Annotated in this window: 20 protein-coding genes; 5 read left to right on the forward strand and 15 right to left on the reverse strand. The window is 60.3% G+C overall.

Annotated features, from left to right (window positions below; translation table 11 throughout):
* Positions 1–2 precede the first annotated feature (2 nt).
* The gene (locus HH303_RS18020; RefSeq protein ID WP_169626752.1) at positions 3–467 is read right to left on the reverse strand and encodes a flavodoxin domain-containing protein; all 465 of its coding nucleotides are present in this window, start codon (positions 465–467) and stop codon (positions 3–5) included.
* A gap of 160 nt (positions 468–627) precedes the next feature.
* On the opposite strand from HH303_RS18020, the gene HH303_RS18025 reads away from it, so the two are divergent.
* Positions 628–1,533, forward strand: a complete 906-nt coding sequence (locus tag HH303_RS18025; RefSeq protein ID WP_169626753.1) for a helix-turn-helix transcriptional regulator — start codon at positions 628–630, stop codon at positions 1,531–1,533.
* Between the two features lie 118 nt (positions 1,534–1,651).
* On the forward strand, positions 1,652–2,296 hold the full coding sequence (locus HH303_RS18030) for a DsbA family oxidoreductase (protein WP_169626754.1): 645 nt from the start codon (positions 1,652–1,654) through the stop codon (positions 2,294–2,296).
* Between the two features lie 72 nt (positions 2,297–2,368).
* Here the strand turns inward: HH303_RS18030 and boxB are convergent, their stop codons facing one another.
* The 6 genes from boxB to HH303_RS18060 all read right to left on the reverse strand — a co-directional run bounded on the left by boxB (position 2,369) and on the right by HH303_RS18060 (position 9,871).
* Positions 2,369–3,796: a benzoyl-CoA 2,3-epoxidase subunit BoxB gene (gene boxB / locus HH303_RS18035; RefSeq protein ID WP_169626755.1), complete on the reverse strand. Its 1,428-nt coding sequence runs from the start codon at positions 3,794–3,796 to the stop codon at positions 2,369–2,371.
* Between the two features lie 20 nt (positions 3,797–3,816).
* Complete coding sequence (boxC, locus tag HH303_RS18040) at positions 3,817–5,469, reverse strand: 2,3-epoxybenzoyl-CoA dihydrolase (protein WP_169626756.1); 1,653 nt, start codon at positions 5,467–5,469, stop codon at positions 3,817–3,819.
* Positions 5,470–5,688: 219 nt separating this feature from the next.
* The gene (locus HH303_RS18045; protein ID WP_169626757.1) at positions 5,689–6,768 is read right to left on the reverse strand and encodes a sn-glycerol-3-phosphate import ATP-binding protein UgpC; all 1,080 of its coding nucleotides are present in this window, start codon (positions 6,766–6,768) and stop codon (positions 5,689–5,691) included.
* 1 nt (position 6,769) lies between these two features.
* Entirely contained in the window at positions 6,770–7,615 is an 846-nt protein-coding gene (ugpE, locus tag HH303_RS18050) for a sn-glycerol-3-phosphate ABC transporter permease UgpE (RefSeq protein ID WP_169626758.1), read from the reverse strand.
* Entirely contained in the window at positions 7,615–8,493 is an 879-nt protein-coding gene (locus tag HH303_RS18055; protein WP_169626759.1) for an ABC transporter permease subunit, read from the reverse strand. The genes ugpE and HH303_RS18055 overlap by 1 nt, the downstream gene beginning before the upstream one ends.
* Positions 8,494–8,566: 73 nt before the next feature.
* On the reverse strand, positions 8,567–9,871 hold the full coding sequence (locus HH303_RS18060) for an extracellular solute-binding protein (protein ID WP_169626760.1): 1,305 nt from the start codon (positions 9,869–9,871) through the stop codon (positions 8,567–8,569).
* 329 nt (positions 9,872–10,200) lie between these two features.
* On the opposite strand from HH303_RS18060, the gene HH303_RS18065 reads away from it, so the two are divergent.
* The 3 genes from HH303_RS18065 (at position 10,201) to speB (ending at position 12,712) form a co-directional block, all read left to right on the forward strand.
* Positions 10,201–10,929 (forward strand): ribonuclease T2 family protein, encoded by a 729-nt coding sequence (locus tag HH303_RS18065; protein ID WP_169626761.1) that lies wholly within the window; start codon positions 10,201–10,203, stop codon positions 10,927–10,929.
* Between the two features lie 93 nt (positions 10,930–11,022).
* Complete coding sequence (locus tag HH303_RS18070; protein WP_169626762.1) at positions 11,023–11,676, forward strand: ribonuclease T2 family protein; 654 nt, start codon at positions 11,023–11,025, stop codon at positions 11,674–11,676.
* A gap of 70 nt (positions 11,677–11,746) precedes the next feature.
* Positions 11,747–12,712 carry an agmatinase gene (gene speB, locus HH303_RS18075; RefSeq protein ID WP_169626763.1) on the forward strand — a complete coding sequence of 322 codons (966 nt, stop codon included), beginning with the start codon at positions 11,747–11,749 and terminating at the stop codon, positions 12,710–12,712.
* Positions 12,713–12,725: 13 nt separating this feature from the next.
* Here the strand turns inward: speB and HH303_RS18080 are convergent, their stop codons facing one another.
* From HH303_RS18080 to mlaD, 8 genes are all read right to left on the reverse strand, one after another.
* Positions 12,726–13,463: a substrate-binding periplasmic protein gene (locus tag HH303_RS18080; protein ID WP_227421927.1), complete on the reverse strand. Its 738-nt coding sequence runs from the start codon at positions 13,461–13,463 to the stop codon at positions 12,726–12,728.
* Between the two features lie 116 nt (positions 13,464–13,579).
* Positions 13,580–14,668 (reverse strand): S-methyl-5-thioribose-1-phosphate isomerase, encoded by a 1,089-nt coding sequence (mtnA, locus tag HH303_RS18085; protein WP_169626765.1) that lies wholly within the window; start codon positions 14,666–14,668, stop codon positions 13,580–13,582.
* A gap of 1 nt (position 14,669) precedes the next feature.
* Entirely contained in the window at positions 14,670–15,365 is a 696-nt protein-coding gene (locus HH303_RS18090) for a class II aldolase/adducin family protein (RefSeq protein WP_169626766.1), read from the reverse strand.
* Positions 15,362–16,951, reverse strand: a complete 1,590-nt coding sequence (gene cimA / locus HH303_RS18095) for a citramalate synthase (RefSeq protein WP_169626767.1) — start codon at positions 16,949–16,951, stop codon at positions 15,362–15,364. The genes HH303_RS18090 and cimA overlap by 4 nt, the downstream gene beginning before the upstream one ends.
* A 27-nt stretch (positions 16,952–16,978) precedes the next feature.
* A complete protein-coding gene (gene cysS / locus HH303_RS18100; RefSeq protein WP_169626768.1) occupies positions 16,979–18,349 on the reverse strand; it encodes a cysteine--tRNA ligase in 1,371 nt (456 codons plus the stop codon).
* Positions 18,350–18,598: 249 nt separating this feature from the next.
* A complete protein-coding gene (locus tag HH303_RS18105) occupies positions 18,599–19,021 on the reverse strand; it encodes a DUF2155 domain-containing protein (protein WP_169626769.1) in 423 nt (140 codons plus the stop codon).
* Positions 19,018–19,773: a class I SAM-dependent methyltransferase gene (locus tag HH303_RS18110; protein WP_169626770.1), complete on the reverse strand. Its 756-nt coding sequence runs from the start codon at positions 19,771–19,773 to the stop codon at positions 19,018–19,020. The genes HH303_RS18105 and HH303_RS18110 overlap by 4 nt, the downstream gene beginning before the upstream one ends.
* Before the next feature lie 24 nt (positions 19,774–19,797).
* Complete coding sequence (gene mlaD / locus HH303_RS18115) at positions 19,798–20,247, reverse strand: outer membrane lipid asymmetry maintenance protein MlaD (RefSeq protein WP_169626771.1); 450 nt, start codon at positions 20,245–20,247, stop codon at positions 19,798–19,800.
* Between the last annotated feature and the right edge of the window lie 4 nt (positions 20,248–20,251).

Here is a 20,251-nt window from a genome sequence, read left to right on the forward strand (position 1 = left end):
GATCACGCCGCCTCTGCGGCCGCTTCGAACCATTGTTCCGCCCATTCCGCCGCAAGGTCTTCCGGCAGCTCGCCGGAACATGCGTCATGTTCCTTGCGGTCGCCCAAACGGGTCGCGCCCAGACCGGACAGCAACTCGTCGAATTTCTGACCGCCGAAGCAGAAGGTCTGCATATAGGTTCGGTCACCCAGCGCAAACACGCCGTAGTAAATGCCGGACAGGTCTGGCTTCTGTTCGGACAGTGCCGCAAAGAAAGCCTGCGCGTTGTCCGGAACGTCCCCTTGCCCATAAGTGGAAACGCAGAGAATATACAGCGGACCGGGTTTCAGGACATCCGGCTTTAGATCGTCCATCAGGAGGACTTCGACATCGGCGCCCTTGCCGTCCAACACATCGACGATTTCGTCGGCGACCAGTTCAGCGGTCCCTGTCATCGTACCGACCAGGATCTTGACCTCGTTGCTCATGCGTCACCCTATCCCTGAATATTTAGTTCACGCCCCTTGCGGAGCCCTTTCAACAGGAACTATAGTGCATGTCTGGGGGTGTGGAAAGAACCATAGTGCATTTTTCGTCTTAAAATGTCACATAAACCGATAAGTAAATAGAAGCGTTGAGAAACAGGCAATGAGCGAACGGCAGGACAACAGCGATCCCGACCTGGACGCCTATCTGGCGGAACTGGGGGAACGCGTGCGTGAAGCCCGCGCCCGTCGTGGCATGGCCCGCCGTATCCTCGCCCGGGATTCCGGCGTCTCCGAACGATACCTCGCGCAACTGGAAAGCGGAACCGGGAATCCGACCGTCGCCGTGCTGCGTCAGATTTCCACCGCCGTCGACTATCCGCTCACCGAATTGGTCAGCGGGGAAAAATCGGAACTCGCCTCCCCCGAACTCGCGCCGCTGATCGCGCGGCTGCGCAGCCTGCCGCCGGAACTCCTGCCCGAGGCCCGCATCGCCCTCGACCGGGTCGGCAGCAATCCGTGTTCCCCCCAAGGATTGGCGACGAACAAGGCCGGGCGCATCGCGCTGATCGGTTTACGCGGCGGCGGTAAGTCCACATTGGGCCGCCTGCTGGCCGACCGGCTGCATATGCCCTTCATGGAAATCAACCGGCTGGTCGAAAAGGACTATGGCGGCAGCATCGGGGAAATCCTGGCGCTCAGCGGCCAACCCGCCTTCCGCCGCCTGGAACGCCGCGCCCTGGAAACGACGATCGACAAGAACAAGACCGCCGTCATCGCGACCGGCGGCGGGATCGTGTCGGAATCCTCGACCTTTCAACTGCTGCTGGATCGCTGCCATACGATCTGGATCAAGGCCCGCCCCGAAGAACATATGAACCGGGTCCTGAAACAGGGCGACTTCCGTCCCATGGCCCGCAATGACGAGGCGATGGAAGACCTGAAAGCCATCCTCGCCGCCCGCGACCCGGCCTATCGTCAGGCCGACGCCGTCCTGGACACCAGCGGGCGCAGCGTCGAAGACAGCCTCGACGCCCTGGAATCCCTGGCGCGCGGGTTGCTGCGCTAAAGCAAACAGTCCAGCCGACCCGGCTTTCTTGCCTTTTCCGATCATCGCGCCACCTTTCAATCCTACTCATCAATGCCGGGCCGCTTGCCCGCCGAATAGGCAGAATTGGAATCGAAAAATGGCCGACACCCCCCTAGAGATCGACATTGTTTCGGATGTGATGTGCCCGTGGTGTGTCGTCGGGTATCACCAGTTGAAAGCCGCCCTGGACGAAAAGGGGATTTCGACGGAAATCCGCTGGCATCCCTTCGAACTCAATCCCCAAATGCCGGAAGACGGTCAGAATTTGCGCGAGCATCTGATGGAAAAATACGGCATTTCTGCCGAAGACAGCGACGCCAATCGCAAGCGCCTTACGGACATTGGGGAAGACCTTGGCTTTGCATTCCACTTCACAGATGACACCAGAATGCAGAACACCTTTCTGGCTCATCAGTTGATCCATTGGGCGGGGCTGCACGGTCGGGCGCATGATATGAAACTCGCCCTTTTCGGCGCGCATTTCACGGACGGTCGCGCGGTGGGACAAGTCGAGACCCTCGCCGATATTGCCGGTGAGATCGGCTTGGACCGCGACGAGGCGCTCGCCGTACTGACCGATCAGCGTTTCGCGAGCGATGTCCGGTCGGCTCAGAAATTTTGGATAGATGCCGGTATCTCCGGCGTTCCGGCGATCATATTCAACCGCCAACACTTGGTTTCAGGAGCGCAAGGCACGGACCGGTTCGGACAAATTCTCGATGCCCTGACCCAGGCCGAATAACGGAAGCGCCACCGCCAAAGGAAAAGGCCCCCCGCCGGAGCGAGGGGCCTTTCTTAATTCTATCCGACGATCTTAGTGAACGCGGACGTATTCGTAGTTGGCCGGCTGGTTGTTGATACCGCGATCCGGCGGCGCGATCCAGCTGGCGACCTTGCCCGGTTCCATGACCGGCTTCATCAGGCTCTTCACATAGGCCCGGTCGGCTTCGGTCGGCAGGAATTCGGTCTTGCGACGTTCGTATTCTTCCTGCGACAGCATGTTGCCCTGCGGGTCCATCGGCATGCCGGCCCAGGGGCCGATGCCGCGGCGGAAACGTTCGCTCGGCAGCGTGATTTCGAAGTCGAAACCGGCCTTCTTGATCAAACGGTTCCAGCGGGTGACGCCGACCATGCAGTCCTTGATATAGGCCTGACGCACGACTTCGTTCATCGCGTTGCGCATCGGCACTTCTTCGATGGTCGCCTTGCCCTTTTCGTCCGGCACTTCCAGTTCGAAGATGCTGTCGATGCAGACGTGATCTTCGTAGGACGCTTCATCCGCACGGCCCTTCACGCCCGACGCGAAGTAAGACGCGGCGTTGGACGACTTTTCGGAGCCGAACAGGTCCAAGCAGGACGAGAACCAGAAGTTCACGTAACGCTGCAGCAGTTGCAGGTCGATGGCGCCCGCCTTGCGGATGGCTTCCGGATCGTCGGTGCCCGCTTCCTGCATGACTTCCAGCGCGCGCTTCACGACGCGGCCGATGCCGGTTTCGCCGACAAACATGTGGTGGGCTTCTTCCGTCAGCATGAACTGGCAGGTGCGCGACAGCGGATCGAAGCTGCTCTCCGCAAGGCATTTCAGCTGATACTTGCCGTCCCGGTCGGTGAAATAGGTGAACATGAAGAAGCTCAGCCAATCGTCGATCGGCTCGTTGAAGGTCGACAGGATACGCGGGTTGTCCGCATCGCCCGAATGACGCATCAGCAGTTCTTCCGCCTGCTCGCGGCCGTCGCGGCCGAAATAGGCGTGCAGCAGATAGACCATGGCCCACAGGTGGCGGCCTTCCTCGACATTGACCTGGAACAGGTTGCGCAGGTCGTAGAGCGACGGGCAGGTCTGACCCAGCAGACGCTGCTGTTCGACCGACGCCGGTTCCGTATCGCCCTGGGTCACGATCAGGTTGCGCAGAACGGAACGGTGTTCGCCCGGGACTTCCTGCCAGACCGGCTTGCCCATCTCGTCACCGAAACCGATGGTGCGGTTCGGGTCGCGATCGGCCAGGAAAATACCCCAACGGTATTCCGGCATTTTGACATGACCGAAATGGGCCCAGCCTTTCGCATCGACGGAAACGGCCGTGCGCAGATAGACGTCGGCCCCCATGAAACCTTCCGGCCCCAGACCCTTCCACCAGTCCAGAAACTTCGGCTGCCAATGCTCCAGCGCGCGCTGAAGACGGCGGTCGTTGTTCAGATCGACGTTATTCGGAATACGTTCTTGGTAATCGATCGCAGCCATAACTTGGAACCTCCCGTGGGTTATACGCGTTTCCAGTCGAAATCGGCCTTGGTGCCGCTTCCGAAGAGTTTCAGGGCGCCCTTCTCTCCAACCGCGTTCGGGCGGATGAAGATCCAGTTCTGCCAGGCGGACAGACGGCCGAAGACCTTCGTCAGCATGGTTTCCTGACCGCCGAAGCGCAGGTTCGCTTCCATGCCGGTAAGGGCGTCCGGGGACAGCGACGCGCGTTCTTCGATGGCGAGGCGCAGTTCGTCTTCCCAATCCAGATCGTCCGGCGCGAAGGTGACGAGGCCCGCCTCTTCCGCGTCCTCACCGGTCAGTTCCTGACCGATCATCGGCTTCAGACGATCGTTCACCGCCGGTTCGCCCGGGAAGCGGGTTTGCAGGCGGGTCAGGCCGTTCACTTCGCCCATCGGGCCGAAATTCATGTCGCCCAGGATGATTTTCGGCGTGGCCGCCTCATCGTCCGGCAGGGACAGCATGTAGGACCGATCCGACGCGAAGGCGAGTTCCAGCAGGCTGCCGGCGAAGCAGCTGCCCTCGTCGATGACCGCGAACAGGCTGCGCGAGGACACGTCGATGCGTGCGAAGGTCCGGCGCATCATCGCCATCACTTCCGTCACGAACCAGTTGTCCAGGTTGGACAGAACGGCGGCGTCGGCCTCCAGCACGCGCTGGGCGTCGCCTTCGGTCTTCAGCAGCCACAGGCCGGTTTCTTCATGGTTGGTGCGCAGCATCAGGATCGCATCGTCCAGGTCGCGCGTCATGGCCAGCGGCCACCAGTCCATGCCCTGCTTCAGGATCGTATCGATGTCGGACGGCACGGCTTCCGTCGGCGCCTTGACCGTCAGGGTGACGATGCGGTCTTCGATCGTCACGTCCACCGTCGGATAGGAATAGCCGTTGTCGCGGACCTCGCGCTTGACCGGCGTCATCTTGACGCCTTCGGCCTTGGACGGGCGCTTGCTGGTCTTGGCCAGCTCGGCGGCGCGTTCGCGGACCTTGTCCATGAAGACCTGCTTCGGTGCGATATGATCGACCAGGTTCCATTCCTTCGCGCGCTGACCGCGCACACCTTCGGTCGACGTGCAGAAGACGTCGGCCAGATCGCGGCGCATCTTGCGCTTGTCGGTCAGGCGGGTCAGGCCACCCGTGCCCGGCAGCACGCCCAGAAGCGGCACTTCCGGCAGGCTGACCGCGCTGGACCGGTCGTCGATCAGGAAAATCTCGTCGCAGGCCAGCGCCATTTCATAGCCGCCGCCCGCCGTCGTGCCGTTGCACGCCGCGATGAATTTCAGGCCGGATACTTCCGAACTGTCTTCGATCGAATTGCGGGTTTCGTTGGTGAACTTACAGAAGTTGACCTTCCAGCCATGGGTGGAGGTGCCCAGCATGTAGATGTTCGCGCCGGCGCAGAACATCCGGTCCATGCCGGAGGTCAGGATCACCGATTTGACCGTCGGATGTTCGAAACGCACGCGCTGCAGCGCATCGTGCAGTTCCATGTCGACGCCCAGGTCGTAGGAGTTGAGCTTCAGCTTATAGCCGGGGCGCAGGCCGCCGTCCTCGTCCACATTCAGCGTCAGAGTGGCGACGTCGCCGTCCACGTCGAGCGTCCAGTGCTTGTAGCTTTCCGGATCGCGGTCATAGGTGATCAGATTTTCGTAGGCCATCCCTAACTCGCTCTTTCTTCTAGGCTGCCCGACCGATCGACGGTCACGGAGCCGGTTTGAATTGCCGGACGGAATGCCGCGGAAACCGCCGCCATCGCCCGTTGATTAACATGCACTATAGTTCATTCACCGAAATACGCAAGGAACTATAGTGCGTGTTTTGGGAAAAAAGAAAGCCGCGCACAATGGCGCGGCTTTTCGTCAAACAGGCCCTATCGGTCAGATGCGATGGCCCGTCCCGGCATCGAAAAGAAAGAGCTTGTCCGGGACGATACCAAATCCGTTTCGATCGGATTCCGATCCGAACACCTTGCCCGGCAAGCGGGCCGTCAGAGCCGGTCCGCCGTTACCGCCCAGCCGCCCATGCAGCAAGGTATCCGCCCCCAAGTGTTCAATGAGGTCGGTCGTCACCGTAAAACCGACTTCCGCCTGCCCGGTCGCCGCATGCAAATGTTCCGGCCGAATTCCGAGAACGACATCCTTTGAAGCGGCCTTGCCCGAAAGCATGTCTGGGAGTTGGAGGTTGGCGCCCCCTTCAAAAGTCACGCCGCCGTTTTCCAGCTTGCCCGGCAGCAGGTTCATGGCCGGAGTGCCGATAAACCCCGCGACAAACAAGGTCTGCGGATTTTCATACAGTTCCATCGGCGTGCCGATCTGTTCCGCCTTGCCCGCGTTCAGGACGATCAAACGATCGCCCAGGGTCATCGCCTCCACCTGATCGTGGGTGACATACAGGCTGGTGACGCCCAGGCGGCGTTGTAGGCGCTTGATTTCGATCCGCATATGGACGCGCAACTTGGCGTCCAGGTTGGACAGCGGTTCGTCGAACAGGAAGGCTTTGGGCTCCCGCACGATGGCGCGGCCCATGGCGACGCGCTGACGTTGACCGCCGGACAGTTGATTGGGGCGACGGTCCAGATAGTCCTCAATCCCCAGAATGGCGGCAGCTTCATCAACGCGGTGTTTGATATCGGCCTTGGTCACACCGCGATTGCGCAGGCCATAAGCCAGATTGTCGAAGACCGACATATGCGGATACAGCGCGTAGTTCTGGAACACCATGGCGATATCCCGGTCCGCCGGGGAGACATCGTTGACCCGCGCGCCATCGATCGCGACCTCCCCGTCCGTGATGGTTTCAAGCCCCGCGACCATACGCAGCAAGGTGGACTTGCCGCAGCCGGACGGGCCCAGCAGGACCAGTAATTCGCCGTCCGCCACATCGACGGACACGCCCTTCACCGCATGCGCGCCGTTGGCGTAGCGCTTTTCGACATCTCGAATAGCAATGTCAGCCATCTTATTTCTCGCTTTCCAAAAGACCGCGCACGAACCAGCGCTGGAAGAACAGAACAACCAGAACCGGCGGCAGCACCGCCAGGATGGTCAGCGCAAACGCCTCCTGCACACGGGGCAGCTCGCCGCCTTCATACAGAACCTGGAACGCCTGTTTGATACCGATGACGATCGTGTACATACTGTCGTCGGTCGTCATGATCAGCGGCCAGAGATATTGGTTCCAACCGGTGACGAACATGATGATGAAGATCGCCGCCATCATCGTCTTCGACAGCGGCAACAGGATATCGATGAAGAACCGGATCGGCCCGGCGCCGTCGATCCGCGCGGCCTCCAGCAATTCGTCCGGCACGGATTTGAAGAACTGTCGGAAGAAGAAGGTCCCGGTCGCTGATGCGATCAACGGCACGATCAGACCGGTATAGGTGTTCAACAGCCCCAATTGCGCGACGACCGCATAGGACGGCACAATGCGCACTTCCAACGGCAGCAGCAGCGTCAGGAAAATGATCCAGAACAGGAATTCCGCCATCTTGAAGCGGAAATAGACGATGGCATAGGCCGCCAGCATCGAGATCACGATCTTGCCCACAGCGAAGCCGAGACCGAGGATCAAACTGTTGAACAGCATGCGCAGCGCCGTCGATGTCTTCGTCACCCCGCCCTGTTCCAATAGAACAGCCCGATAGTTTTCGACGAACTGATCCCCGAACCACAGTTGCAAGCCTTCCCGGAACAACGTTTCCGCCGAATGCGTCGAACTGGTGAGCGCGATCCAGACCGGCAACACCATGAACAGACAGCCCAGGATCAGAACGATATGATCGATTATCTGGCGCGGTTTCATCAGTAGTGAACCTTCCGTTCGATGAAGCGGAACTGGAAGGCGGTCAGCACCAGCACCATCAGCAGCAGGACAACCGACTGCGCGCTGCTGCCGCCCAGATCGGCCCCGATGAACCCATCGGTATAGACCTTGTAAACCAGCGTCTGCGTCGACCCGCCGGGCGCACCGCGCGTCGTCGTGTCGATGATCCCGAATGTGTCGAAAAAGGCGTAGGTCATGTTGATGACCAGCAGGAAGAAGGTCGTCGGCGCCAATAGCGGGAAAGTGATGGTCCAGAACCGTTTGCTGCGGCTACGGCAATCCAAGATCGCCGCTTCCTGAACCGATTTCGAAATCCCCTGCAATCCGGCCAGGAAGAAGATGAAATTCACCGACACCTGCTTCCAAACGGCGATCAGGGAGATCATGAAGGCGGCGTCGAACCCGTTTGACGCCCGATCGAATTCCCAGCCCAGCGCGTGCAGCAGATGGGTCATGCTGCCGATCAGCGGATTGAAAAGCAGATTGCCGATCAGCCCGGCGACCGCGGGCGCGACCGCATAGGTCCAGATCAGCAACGTCTTGTAGGTCGATGCCCCGCGCAGGATATCGTTCGCGCGCACCGCGAGCGTCAGCGCAATGGCAAGAGAGGCAAAAGCAATGATCATGGAAAAGATGACGGTAAAGACGGCGGTGTTCACCCAGTCGGCATCCAGCACCATGTCTTCATAGTTTCGGAACCAGACGAATTGGCTGGTCAGGCCCCAAGCATCTTCCAACAGAAACGACTTATAGACGGCCTGGGCCGCGGGCCACAGAAAGAAGACGATGACGATCGCGATCTGCGGCAGGACGAAAAAATAGGGCAGCGGCGTGCCGCTGAATTGAACCCGTTTCATGACGACTAATCCGTAAAGAACCGGGACGGAGGCGACGTAAGGCCGCCGCCTCCTCCCCGACCGACCGTGACGATCAGTTGTAGGTGTCTTTAAAACGGTCCAGCAGTTCGTCGCTTTCCGTTTCGATACCGTCGAAGGCCGCGTCGACGGTTTCGTCGCCGTTCAACAGCTGCTCGAAATGCTTGTACATGACTTCACGGATCTGGACGTAGTAGCCGAGACGATAGCCCTTGGTCCATTCGCCCGCCGGCAGGCTGAGCTGCTGAATGCCGACTTCGGCATCCGGCGTTTCGTCGTAATAGCCCGCTTTCTTCGCCAGCGCGTAGGCATCGGTCGTGATCGGAACGTAGCCCGTTTCCTTGTGCCAGAAGAACTGCGTTTCCGGCTTGGTCATGTATTCGAAGAATTTGGCGACGCCCTTGTATTCTTCATCCGACTTGCCGGACAGCGCGAACAGGGCCGCACCGCCGATGAAGGTGCCTTTCGGGTCCTTCGTGATCGATTCCCAATACGGCAGGTAGGTCGTGCCGAAATCGAAATCGGCGGATTTGCGCAGTCCGCCGAAGGAGCCGGAGGAGCCCAGCCACATGGCGACCTTACCCTGAACGAAGGCATCCTGGTTGTCGCCCCAGTTGCGGCCGTAATAGCCGTAATAGCCTTTGTCTTTCCAGTCCTTCACCTTGGACCAATGCATCTTCATGGCGTCGTTGTTGTACAGAATTTTGACATCCGTCGAGTCGAAGCCGTTATTCGCCGTCGCCATCTGGATGTTGTGACGGGAATGGAAGTTTTCGGCAAAGATCCACGGGCTGTGGCTCTGCGCCAGCGGCACGTAACCGGCTTCGACCAGTTTCGGCGCGATGGCTTCGAAATCTTCCCAGGTCTTCGGCGGCTCGACACCGGCCTTCGTCAGGGCTTCCTTGTTGAAGTACAGCAACGGCGTGGAGGAATTGAACGGCATGCCGATCATTTTGCCGTCGGAGTCGGCATAGAAGTAGCGGACGCCCGGAATATAGGCATCGATGTCGAAACCGACACCGTATTTCTTCATCAGGTCTTCCACGGGGAAGACGGCGCCCGGCGCGTTGATGATCGTCGCGGACCCCGCGTCGAACACCTGCACGACATCCGGCTGCTGACCGGCACGGAAGGCCGCGATGGCGGCCGTCATCGTGTCTTCATAGCCGCCCTTGTAGATCGAGGTCAGCTTGTATTCGTCCTGGCTGGCATTGAATTCGGCGGTCATTTCATCGACCACTTCACCCAACCGACCGCCCATGGCGTGCCAAAGCGTGATTTCGGTCGGCTCGGCCTGCGCCAGGCCGGAAGCCCCCATCACCCCCGCGAGCGCGGCGGCGAAAAGCATTTTGCGTTGCATGTCCTGTTCTCCTTGACGGACCTGTTCGGAAATCTCTCGCTGCCTCTCCCAGGTCCGACTTCCAGGCATGGAAAACGGTACCCGAACCCAACGCGAGAATGAGACTGCCCCGTCTAAGCCTGCTTCATGAAAGGCCGGTTTCGCTTATCGGTCGAATTTGTGATCGATTTCGGACGCAAAGCTGACAGTTTGCTTACGCTTTTATGTCGCCCGAACAGGAAGACCGTTCCATCCGCTGGTGCTGTATCTCTATGGCGTCTCCATGTACGCTCGATTTCAACGCGACGCGCCCCTATCTTGAAAACGGACCCCGATTGCGAAGACAGGATATGATTTCTCGAACGTTCATCGTCGCTTTCGCACTGCTGCTTTGGCCGATTTCAGCGGGCGCGGACGATCAGCCTGCCTATACCCTGTCCCTTTCCTGGGAGCCGGCTTTTTGCGAGTTCAACCGCGACCTGCCGGAATGCAATGGTCAGACGGTCGATACGGCGGAAACGGGACGGTTCGCCCTGCATGGCCTTTGGCCCGAATCTCCCGACCATGTTTATTGCGACGTCTCGCCGACGGTCCGGGAAACGGACAAGCAAGGCGATTGGTCCAAGCTGCCTAAGGTTGAGTTGCCCCCGGAACTGAAAGAATCCCTGTCGGAAGCGATGCCCGGAACGGAGGAGAACCAGGCCCGGCATGAATGGATCAAGCATGGAACATGCTATGATCGGGCGGAGCCAGAGGCCTATTTCAGCGATTCCGTAAACCTGCTGGATCAGATAAACACCTCGCCCATCACGTCGCTGTTCACGAATTCGGTGGGAACGACCCTGACATCGGAGGCCGTTTCCCAAGCGTTCGACAAGGCTTTCGGCCGCGGCGCCGGGTCAAAGGTCAGCCTGCATTGCAAAAACACCGGCGGTCGGAAGCTGATCGTCGAAATGCGGATCAATCTGGCGGGCGACGTCTCCGCCAAGAATCTGAGCAACATGATCCGGTTGGCCCAGGAACGCGACGATAGTTGCGAGTCGGGGGAGATCGATCCGGTCGGGCTTGGAAAGCCCTGAGCCCATCGAAGGGAAGAGCTGATGAAAACCTGCCTTAGGGTCGTGGCACTCCTGATTTTCTTCTCGCCAAGCTGTACCCTAGCGTCGGAACCGATGAGCTACGTTCTTGCGGTGTCCTGGCAGCCCTCCTTCTGCGAATTGAACCGAGCGAAGCCGGAATGCGAGAGCCAAACTCCGGATCGTGTCGACGCGCGGCAATTCTCCCTGCACGGTCTGTGGCCGGAACCGCGTGGGAATTTCTATTGCGGGGTCTCCGAAGAACACATCGCCGCGGACAAGCAGGGCGACTGGGACAAGCTGCCGACGCTGAACCTGCCGTCCGGCCTGCGAGCGCGGCTGGACGCCGCCATGCCGGGCAGTCAGTCCTATTTGGACCGGCACGAATGGATTAAGCACGGGACTTGTCACGAAGATCCAACGCCGGAAGCCTATTTCCGGGATTCGCTGAAGCTTCTGGACGAACTGAACGCGTCCCCTGTGAAGAAACTGTTCGAAGAGTCCATCGGCGTCGACCTCGCCTATATCGACGTTATCCAGATCGTCGATATCGCCTTTGGCGACGGGGCGGGCTTTCGCATTCAATTGCTGTGCAAGAAGAAGGATGAGCAGAACCTGATTGTCGAAATGCGCATCGGTCTTGCGGGAACGGTCGCCGGGCAATCCCTTGAGGACATGATCCAGCGATCGGTTTCCATGCCGACGGAATGCCGGTCCGGCCGCGTCGACGCCGCCGGGTTCAACGATTGATCTTCACGCTTTCGCACCGGCCAACGCCCGCCTAAACTCCCCCGGATCGGTCTCTAAGGGGGAATTCAGCATGTCAAAACACGGTTACGAATCCGGGCGCCTGAACCTGCCTTTTGTCGGGCATTGCACCTTCGGCAAACAGCCGGTCTGCCTAGACTGGGACGCGATCGACGCGGATATCGCCGTGCTGGGCGCGCCGTTCGACATGGGCACGCAATATCGCGCCGGCGCGCGGTTCGGGCCCCGCTCGATCCGGGAAGCCTCCACCCTATTTTCCTTCGGCCATGACGGGGCCTACGACTTCGAAGACGACGTCACCTATCTACCGGTCGACAAGGTACGGATGGTCGATATCGGCGATGCGGATATCATTCATACCGATACGATCCGCAGCCACGACAATATCGAATACGGCGTTCGAAAAATCCTGAAGGCGGGTGCCCTGCCCGTCGTTCTGGGCGGCGACCATTCGGTGCATATCCCCTGCATCCGCGCATTCGACGATCAGGACCCCGTTCATATCGTGCATATCGACGCGCATCTGGATTTCGTCGATGAACGTCACGGCGTGCGCTACGGCCACGGCAATCCGCTGCGCCGGGCATCGGAATTAAACCATGTTACCGGATTCACGCAGCTCGGCATCCGCAACGTCTCTTCGTCCAACCGGCAGGATTACGACGCGGCGCGCAAGGCGGGATCGACGATCCTGTCGGTCCGTCATTGCCGGGAACTTGGCCGCGACGGCGTGCTGGCAAAGGTGCCGGACGGCGCACGCTATTACCTGACCATCGATATCGACGGATTCGATCCGTCCATCGCCCCTGGGACGGGCACACCCAGCCACGGCGGTTTCCTGTATTATGAGGTCCTGGAAATCCTGCAGGGCCTGACCGGGAAAGGACGAATCGTCGGCATCGACCTTGTCGAGGTCGCCCCTGACTACGATCATTCCGGGTCGACAGCGTTTCTAGCCGCCCAATTGCTGATGAACGTGCTTGGCTTCATTTTTCACGCACAAGGAAAGTCGTCATAGGAAAGACGGCAACTTAAAATCCGTGGCTTTTCTGTATCCTGTCGTAAAGCCCGTTTTGCCGCGCCTGTGCCAAGCCATTATTAAAGGCGGTCAGGATATCCATATGGTCCGGCACCTTTTTGGAAATCGCAAGGTGTAGCCGGTTCACGTCGACCAGATGCTGTTCGATATTGATCCGATTCACCAGATCGTCCGTGAAATGCTGGCGCAGGAAGGCACGTCCAGCGAATCTGTCGGTCACAAACATATCCGCGCGGCCCTGTAGGACCATTTGAAACCCATTCAGCATCTCGGAAACCGGAACGGCCTCGACACCGCCCCGTCGCAGCACATCGAACGCATTAGACCCTCGCAATGCGACGACTGTATGGGTCGCTAAGTCGCTCAGGTCACGGATACCGAATTGCCTATCGCGCAGCTTGAAGGCAACCGACACTTCCTCTCCGATCGGATCGGAAAAGACGGCCCATTTTTCCCTTTCCGGTGTCTTGTTCGCCATGAATAGGGCGTCGACCTCCCCTTCCTCCGCGAATTTCAGGGCACGTATCCATGGCATGATCAGAAGGTTCGGTTCGTATCCCTGCTGACGCAGTACGGTCCGGGCCACTTCCCAGGCCCAGCCCTTGTTCGGCAAACGATTACTGACATAGGGGGGAAAATCCAGAGTAGCGATCGTAACCGGCCTCGGTTCCGCTGCCCAAGACGACGCCATGAACCAGATACAGCAAAACAGTGCCGCCATGTATTTCATTGCAGACACAAGATTACTCCCGTCGCCTCACCAATCGGTCGTACGGAGGCATTTGTAAGCCGATCCTAACAGCCATGCTGAGGCGACGCCGCAAGAATCGCCGGGTCGTGGATCGACTAGCGGTCGAATAGACCCTTTAGACCCCGCTCGCTGGCAGCACAGACACCGCGCTCCGTGATCAGGCCCGTCACCAACCGCGCGGGCGTGACGTCGAAGGCGTCGTTACGAACCGGCACGCCTTCCGGTGCGATGTCGACGGTGACGACCTCGCCCGTTTCCAGCCGACCGGCGATCTTGGTCAATTCCTCGCCCTTGCGCTGTTCGATGGGGATTTCGCGAACGCCGTCGGCAACGGTCCAGTCGATCGTGGTCGACGGCAGGGCAACATAGAACGGCACGCCGTTATCCTGTGCCGCCAGGGCCTTCAGATAAGTACCGATCTTGTTGCAGACATCGCCCTGCGCGGTGGTGCGGTCGGTCCCGACGATGCACATGTCCACCAAACCATGCTGCATCAAATGACCGCCGACATTGTCCGCGATCAGCGTATGCGGCACACCGTGGCGGCCCAACTCCCAGGCGGTCAAGCTCGCACCCTGGTTCCGGGGGCGCGTCTCGTCGACCCAGACATGGACCTTGATGCCCTTTTCATAGGCCATGTAGATCGGCGCGGTCGCGGTCCCCCAATCGACGGTCGCCAGCCAACCGGCATTGCAATGGGTCAGGACGTTTACCGCCTCCCCCGCCGGCTTCGTCGCGGCGATTTCCTCGATCAGCGCCAGACCATTGCGCCCAATCGCTTTGGAGATTTCGACATCGTCGTCGCAAATCTCCGCCGCCCGTTCCCAGGCCAGTGCCGCGCGTTCCGCCGGGGCCCGGTTGTCGACCAGCGCCCGCATCTCGTCCAAGGCCCAACGCAGATTCACCGCCGTCGGGCGCGTGCGGTACAGACGATCATAAATCGCGGATACGCCCGCATCGCTGCTGTCGGCATTCAGGCCCAGACAGAACCCGTAAGCCGCCGTCGCCCCGATCAAAGGCGCACCGCGCACGATCATATCCTCAATCGCGACCGCCGCGTCTTCCAGCGACGCCAGGGTCAGCGTCTCGAAAACATGCGGCAGCTTGGTCTGATCGATCACGCCGACCGTCTTGCCGGGATCTTCGACCCAGATGGTGCGGTAGGGTTTGCCGTCGATTTCCATCTCACGCCTCTTTGGTCGGCTGCTTGCCGTAGGTTTTGAATTTCTCGATGACCTCCGCCATCTCCGCATCGGACAGGATGACAGGTTCGCCCCCCTGCCGCGCGGCGAGATACTGTCGCGCCAGGCTTTCCACCTCAATGCCGAGGGCCAGGGCTTTGCCCAAATCACCCTCGAAGCAAATCATGCCGTGATTGGCCAGTAGACAGGCCTTTCGCCCCTCCAGCGCCGCGATCATCGTGTTTGACAGCGCCTCCGTCCCGAAAGTCGCGTAGTCCGAACAGCGAATGTCGCTGCCACCCGCCATGGCCACCATGTAATGAAAGGACGGAATACCCTCCCGGCGGCAGGCCAGCGCCGTGCAATGGGTCGGATGGGCATGCAGGACGGCCTGGGCTTCCGGTCGATGGCGATAGATATCCGCATGCATGCGCCATTCGCTGGACGGCAGCAACTGGCCCGGTTCCACCGTCCCGTCCAGCGCCATCAGCACGATATCCATCGGCTTCAGCTTGTCATAGGCGACACCGCTGGGCGTGATCAGCATACCGTCGCCGAAGCGCGCGGACAGGTTGCCGGATTTTCCCTGATTGATGCCCGATGCGTTCATCGCCAGACAGGTGTCGATGATCTTCCGGGACAGGGCCTGCCGTTCGTTCCGGCCCAGTGTACTTCCCGGTGTATTTCCCGGCGTGTTCATCGCACCCCATCACGCATGAGCTTATAGGCGTAAGCATCGTAAAGCGCGATGACCGAAGCGTCGATAATGTTCGCGGATATCCCGACCGTGGACCAGCGGAAACCGTCGTCATCCTCGCTTTCGATGGTCACGCGGGTGACGGCGTCGGTCCCGGTCGTGCCTTTCGGCGGGGGCAGGATACGGACCTTGTAATCCACCAACTGCATACCGGCGAGATCCGGGTAGATTTCCACCACCGCCTCGCGCAAGGCGGTGTCCAGCGCGTTGACCGGTCCGTTGCCCATGGCGACGCGCATGACGGTACGCCCCTGCACTTCGACCTGCACCGTCGCTTCGGATTCGGTGATCAGCTTGCCCACCGCATTGTGGCGGCGTTCGTCCATCACCCGGAAACGGGAGATATCGAAATAGTCCGGCACGTCACCTTTCGCATGATGGGCCAGCAGTTCGAAACTCGCCTCCGCCCCGTCATAGGCATAGCCCTGGAATTCCCGTTGCTTCACGTCGTCCAGCAAACGGCGCATCGCGGCATCATCCAATTCGATCCCGCTTTCGGCCAGTTGCGCGACGACATTCGACCGACCGGCCTGATCCGACACCACGACATGCCGCTTGTTCCCGACCAGGGCCGGATCGATATGTTCGTAGGTCTTCGGGTCCTTCGCGACGGCGGAAACATGCAGCCCGCCCTTATGCGTGAAGGCCGCCGCCCCGACATAGGGCTGGTGCCGGTTCGGTACACGGTTCAACCGTTCGTCCAGCAACCGCGACAGACCCGTAACTTCCTGCAATTTTTCCGGCGCGATTCCGGTATCGAATCCCATTTTCAGCATCAGCGTCGGGATCAGGGAAATCATGTTGGCATTGCCGCAGCGTTCGCCCAGCCCATTGATCGTGCCCTGCACCTGACGCGCCCCGGCGCGGATCGCAGCCAGCGAGTTGGCCACCGCGTTTTCCGTGTCGTTATGCGCATGGATGCCCAGGCGGTCGCCGGGTATGTGCTCCGTCACCTCGCGGACGATCGCTTCCACCTCATGCGGCAGGGTCCCGCCATTGGTATCGCACAGCACGACCCACCGCGCCCCTGCCTCATAGGCCGCCTTCACGCAGGACAGCGCGAATTCCTTGTTGGCCTTGTAGCCGTCGAAGAAATGTTCGGCATCGTACATCGCCTCTTCCTTACGCGCGGCGGCCAGCGCGATGGAATCGGAAATCATGCGGACGTTCTCTTCCCGCTCGATCTCCAGCGCCACGTCGACGTGATAGTCCCAGCTCTTCCCCACCAAACACATGGCATGGGCCTGGGAATTCAGCAGCGGCGCAAGGCCCGGATCGTTTTCCGCCGACCGTCCCGGACGCCGCGTCATGCCGAAGGCGACAAGCTTCGCCTTGGACAGCTTCGGCGGCTTGTCGAAGAAACTGTCGTCGGTCGGATTGGCGCCGGGCCAGCCGCCTTCGATATAGTCGATACCGATCTGATCGAGCGCCTGCGCGATGGCGACCTTATCCGCCACGGAGAAATCCACACCCTGCGTCTGCGCGCCGTCGCGCAGCGTCGTGTCGAAAAGATAGATACGCTCGCTCATCGTTTCCGCCTTACCATTATTCTTGTGTTAAGCCCGTCGCCATTCGGTGACACCGCCGGGTTTGTCCTCCAGGACGACGCCTTTGTCCTTCAATTCGTCCCGGATACGGTCCGCCTCGGCAAAATTCTTCGCCGCCTTGGCCGCCTTGCGAGCCTCGATCAGGGACTCGACTTCCTCCGCAGACGGTCCGTCGCCCGCATCCGCCCCTTTGAACCAAACATCCGGTTCCATCTGCGCGATACCCAGCAGGTCCAGCGCACCGAGGAAGCGCGCAGCGCCTTCGGCCGTGTCGATGCCTTCGGCCAGCTCATGCAGCTTCGCTAATGCCAGCGGCACATTCAGGTCATCCGACAGCGCCGAAACAAAAGCACCGTCCACCGAGGGATCGACGCCGTGGGTTAGCGCCGTCTGTTTCAGTCGATAAAGACGATCCAGGGCCGCCTTCGCCTCCCGGCATTTGTCCTTGGAGAAATCCAGCGGCTGCCGGTAATGCGCCTGCAGAATCACGAGGCGCAACGCCTCCCCCGGAAACTCTTCGAGCAACTCGGCGACGGTGTAAAAGTTGCCGAGGCTTTTCGACATCTTCTCGCCCTCACTCATCAGATAGCCGTTATGCATCCAATAGCGCGCGAAGCGATCGCCGCGTTCCGATTCCGCATGGGCGCAGCAGCTTTGCGCGATTTCGTTCTGATGATGCGGGAAGACAAGGTCGATCCCGCCGCCATGGATATCGAAATCCGGGCCCAGAAACTTCTCCGACATGGCGGAGCATTCGATATGCCAGCCGGGTCGGCCCTTCTCGCACCAGGGATTCGGCCAGCCGGGCGTTTCCGCGTCGGACGGTTTCCACAGCACGAAATCCGCCGGGTCGCGCTTGTAGCTGGCGACATCGACGCGGGCGCCGGAAATCTGCTCGTCCCGGTCTTTGTTGGCGAACTTGCCGTAGTCGGGCCAGGACGGCACGGAAAACAGCACATGCCCGTCTTCCAGGGCATAGGCATGACCGCGTTCGATCAGCGTTTCGATCAGCGCGATCATCTCCGCAATCGTTTCCGTCGCGCGCGGTTCGTGGTCCGGTGGCAGGACGTTCAGCGCCGCGCAGTCTTCCCGGAAGCGGTCGACCGTCGTTTCGGTCAGGTCGCGGATATCGATGCCGCGTTCCTTGGCCCGTGCGTTGATCTTGTCGTCGATGTCCGTGATGTTGCGGACATAGGTGACGTCATATCCGCGCCGCAGCAGCCGCGCGAACACGTCGAAGACAACCAGCGGCCGCGCATTGCCGATATGGATACGATCATAAACCGTCGGCCCGCAGACATACATGCCGACCTTCCCCTGGATCCGGGGTTCGAACGTCACTTTCTGGCGTCGGCTGGTATCGTAAATCTTCAGGTCCATCACACTCTCACTTGCATAAGTTAAACCCCGCTGGCTGGTCTGCCGCGGGGTCCGTTCAGTCGTCCAATCCGGGAAGGAAATCTCAGACAGGCACCACCGACGGCCGCCGCGACAGGCAGCAGCCGGTAATAATCCCGATAATGCAGATCGACGCGGTCATGTCGCGGTTCCGTCAACGGGTGGTGGTTCCTGGATCGGCACTATACGCGGCAACCCATGCTTGGCAAGGGGATAGCGATGACGGACCGGCTATTGCGCATCCGCCGGCTGCTCGCCCTCTTCCGGCAAACCGCGATCGACGCAATCCAGGACCCAGACGTCATAGACCGCGTGTTCCACCGCGTTCAGACCGGGGCTGGACGCAAACATCCAGCCGGTGAATAGAACCTTTTGATCCTGACCCGGCCGCAATTCGTCAATTTCCACGAAGGCGGCGGCTTCCGGCTTTTCTTCCGGCGGCGTCTTGTCGCAATGGCGCACACGGATGCGCAGCGCCCCGAAATCGATCGGCTGATCGATCGCGACTTCGAAGGTCGAAACCTGTGCCGTCACCTTGTCCAGGCCTTGCAGCACCGCCGTGTTCTTCGGCTCCGCCCAAGCGGGAGAAACCGTCGTGAGCGTCAGCGCCAGGGCGGCGGTCAGGGGAAGCGTCAGGGGAATCAGTCGTTTCATGCCAACACCGCCGAAAATCTTAGCCGGACGTAATCCGCGATCCAGACACCGTCCGGATCCGTCAGGACCGGGCGCAGGGACGCGCGCAAGGCCGTTACCGTTCCTTCCCGGATTGTCGGGTCCAGCCGGTTCAGGAAACTTTCGCCGAAGGTCGCGAGCCAGCCGCCGACATCGCCGGGCAACGGCGTGGGCCGCTCGATCAATTCGATGGACCGCACATTGAAACCGGCAGCTTCCAGACGCGCGCGATAGTCTTCCACCGTCGGGAAATACCAGGGATCGGCCGCGTCCGGGTCGACACCATGCACCGCCACGGCCGTGCGCAGCGCGGTGCGCAAGGTTTGCACATTTCCGGCCCCACCGAATTCCCCGACGAAACGACCGCCGGGTTTCAAGGCTTTCGCCACACCCGAAATCACCGCATCGGGCTTCTTCATCCAATGCAGGGCGGCGTTGCTGAAAACGGCGTCGAATTCCCCCTCGAACGTCAAGGCCTGCCCATCCATGACATGGGCGTCCAGGCCGTCTTCCCGTGCCTTGCGGATTTGATCGACGCTGGCGTCACAGCCGGTGACGACACAGCCCATCGCCGCCAGCTTCGCGGTCAACGCCCCATCGCCGCAGCCAAGGTCGAGAATCCGTTCCCCCCGTTGCGGGGCCAGCAGTTCGACCACCGGCATGCCCAGTTCCGCCACGAAACCGGCGTTTTGCCGGTAACGATCCGGGTCCCAGTGTTGATTGGCGATTGTCATAAGTTGGCTGTCACAGGTTGCGGATCATTCATCCGCGATCAGGAAAATGGCGCGGCCCAGCAAATCTTCCAACGCCACCGCGTCGCGGGTGTCGGTGATTTCCGCGCCGTCTTCCAGCATCGCATCGTCCTTGCCTGGAACCAGATTGACGAACCGCCCGCCCAACAGCCCGTCGCTCGCAATCTGGGCCGAACTGTCGGTCGGTAGTTTCACGCCGTCCTCGATCGACAACTTGACCACGGCTTCGAACAGTTCCGGGTCGATATATTGATCCGTCACGGTCCCGACCTTCACGCCGCCGACACGAACGTCCGATCCCAAGGTCAGACCATCCACAGCGGTGAAATGACCGACCAGCGTGTACCCACTGTCCCGTCCCGCCAGGTCGGTCGCCCGATAGGCCAATGACAGGAACAACGCCGCCACCGCCAAAACGACGGCACCCATGATGGTTTCGATCACGCTGCGCTGCATTCCC

The sequence above is a fragment of the Pacificispira spongiicola genome, assembly GCF_012926505.1.
Lineage (GTDB): Bacteria > Pseudomonadota > Alphaproteobacteria > UBA8366 > Aestuariispiraceae > Pacificispira > Pacificispira spongiicola.

Coding starts and splice junctions, on each gene's coding strand:
- HH303_RS18020 (WP_169626752.1), bottom strand. CDS start 467: ATGAGCAACGAGGTCAAGATCCTGGTCGGTACGATGACAGGGACCGCT.
- HH303_RS18025 (WP_169626753.1), top strand. CDS start 628: ATGAGCGAACGGCAGGACAACAGCGATCCCGACCTGGACGCCTATCTG.
- HH303_RS18030 (WP_169626754.1), top strand. CDS start 1,652: ATGGCCGACACCCCCCTAGAGATCGACATTGTTTCGGATGTGATGTGC.
- boxB (WP_169626755.1), bottom strand. CDS start 3,796: ATGGCTGCGATCGATTACCAAGAACGTATTCCGAATAACGTCGATCTG.
- boxC (WP_169626756.1), bottom strand. CDS start 5,469: ATGGCCTACGAAAATCTGATCACCTATGACCGCGATCCGGAAAGCTAC.
- HH303_RS18045 (WP_169626757.1), bottom strand. CDS start 6,768: ATGGCTGACATTGCTATTCGAGATGTCGAAAAGCGCTACGCCAACGGC.
- ugpE (WP_169626758.1), bottom strand. CDS start 7,615: ATGAAACCGCGCCAGATAATCGATCATATCGTTCTGATCCTGGGCTGT.
- HH303_RS18055 (WP_169626759.1), bottom strand. CDS start 8,493: ATGAAACGGGTTCAATTCAGCGGCACGCCGCTGCCCTATTTTTTCGTC.
- HH303_RS18060 (WP_169626760.1), bottom strand. CDS start 9,871: ATGCAACGCAAAATGCTTTTCGCCGCCGCGCTCGCGGGGGTGATGGGG.
- HH303_RS18065 (WP_169626761.1), top strand. CDS start 10,201: ATGATTTCTCGAACGTTCATCGTCGCTTTCGCACTGCTGCTTTGGCCG.
- HH303_RS18070 (WP_169626762.1), top strand. CDS start 11,023: ATGAGCTACGTTCTTGCGGTGTCCTGGCAGCCCTCCTTCTGCGAATTG.
- speB (WP_169626763.1), top strand. CDS start 11,747: ATGTCAAAACACGGTTACGAATCCGGGCGCCTGAACCTGCCTTTTGTC.
- HH303_RS18080 (WP_227421927.1), bottom strand. CDS start 13,463: ATGAAATACATGGCGGCACTGTTTTGCTGTATCTGGTTCATGGCGTCG.
- mtnA (WP_169626765.1), bottom strand. CDS start 14,668: ATGGAAATCGACGGCAAACCCTACCGCACCATCTGGGTCGAAGATCCC.
- HH303_RS18090 (WP_169626766.1), bottom strand. CDS start 15,365: ATGAACACGCCGGGAAATACACCGGGAAGTACACTGGGCCGGAACGAA.
- cimA (WP_169626767.1), bottom strand. CDS start 16,951: ATGAGCGAGCGTATCTATCTTTTCGACACGACGCTGCGCGACGGCGCG.
- cysS (WP_169626768.1), bottom strand. CDS start 18,349: ATGGACCTGAAGATTTACGATACCAGCCGACGCCAGAAAGTGACGTTC.
- HH303_RS18105 (WP_169626769.1), bottom strand. CDS start 19,021: ATGAAACGACTGATTCCCCTGACGCTTCCCCTGACCGCCGCCCTGGCG.
- HH303_RS18110 (WP_169626770.1), bottom strand. CDS start 19,773: ATGACAATCGCCAATCAACACTGGGACCCGGATCGTTACCGGCAAAAC.
- mlaD (WP_169626771.1), bottom strand. CDS start 20,247: ATGCAGCGCAGCGTGATCGAAACCATCATGGGTGCCGTCGTTTTGGCG.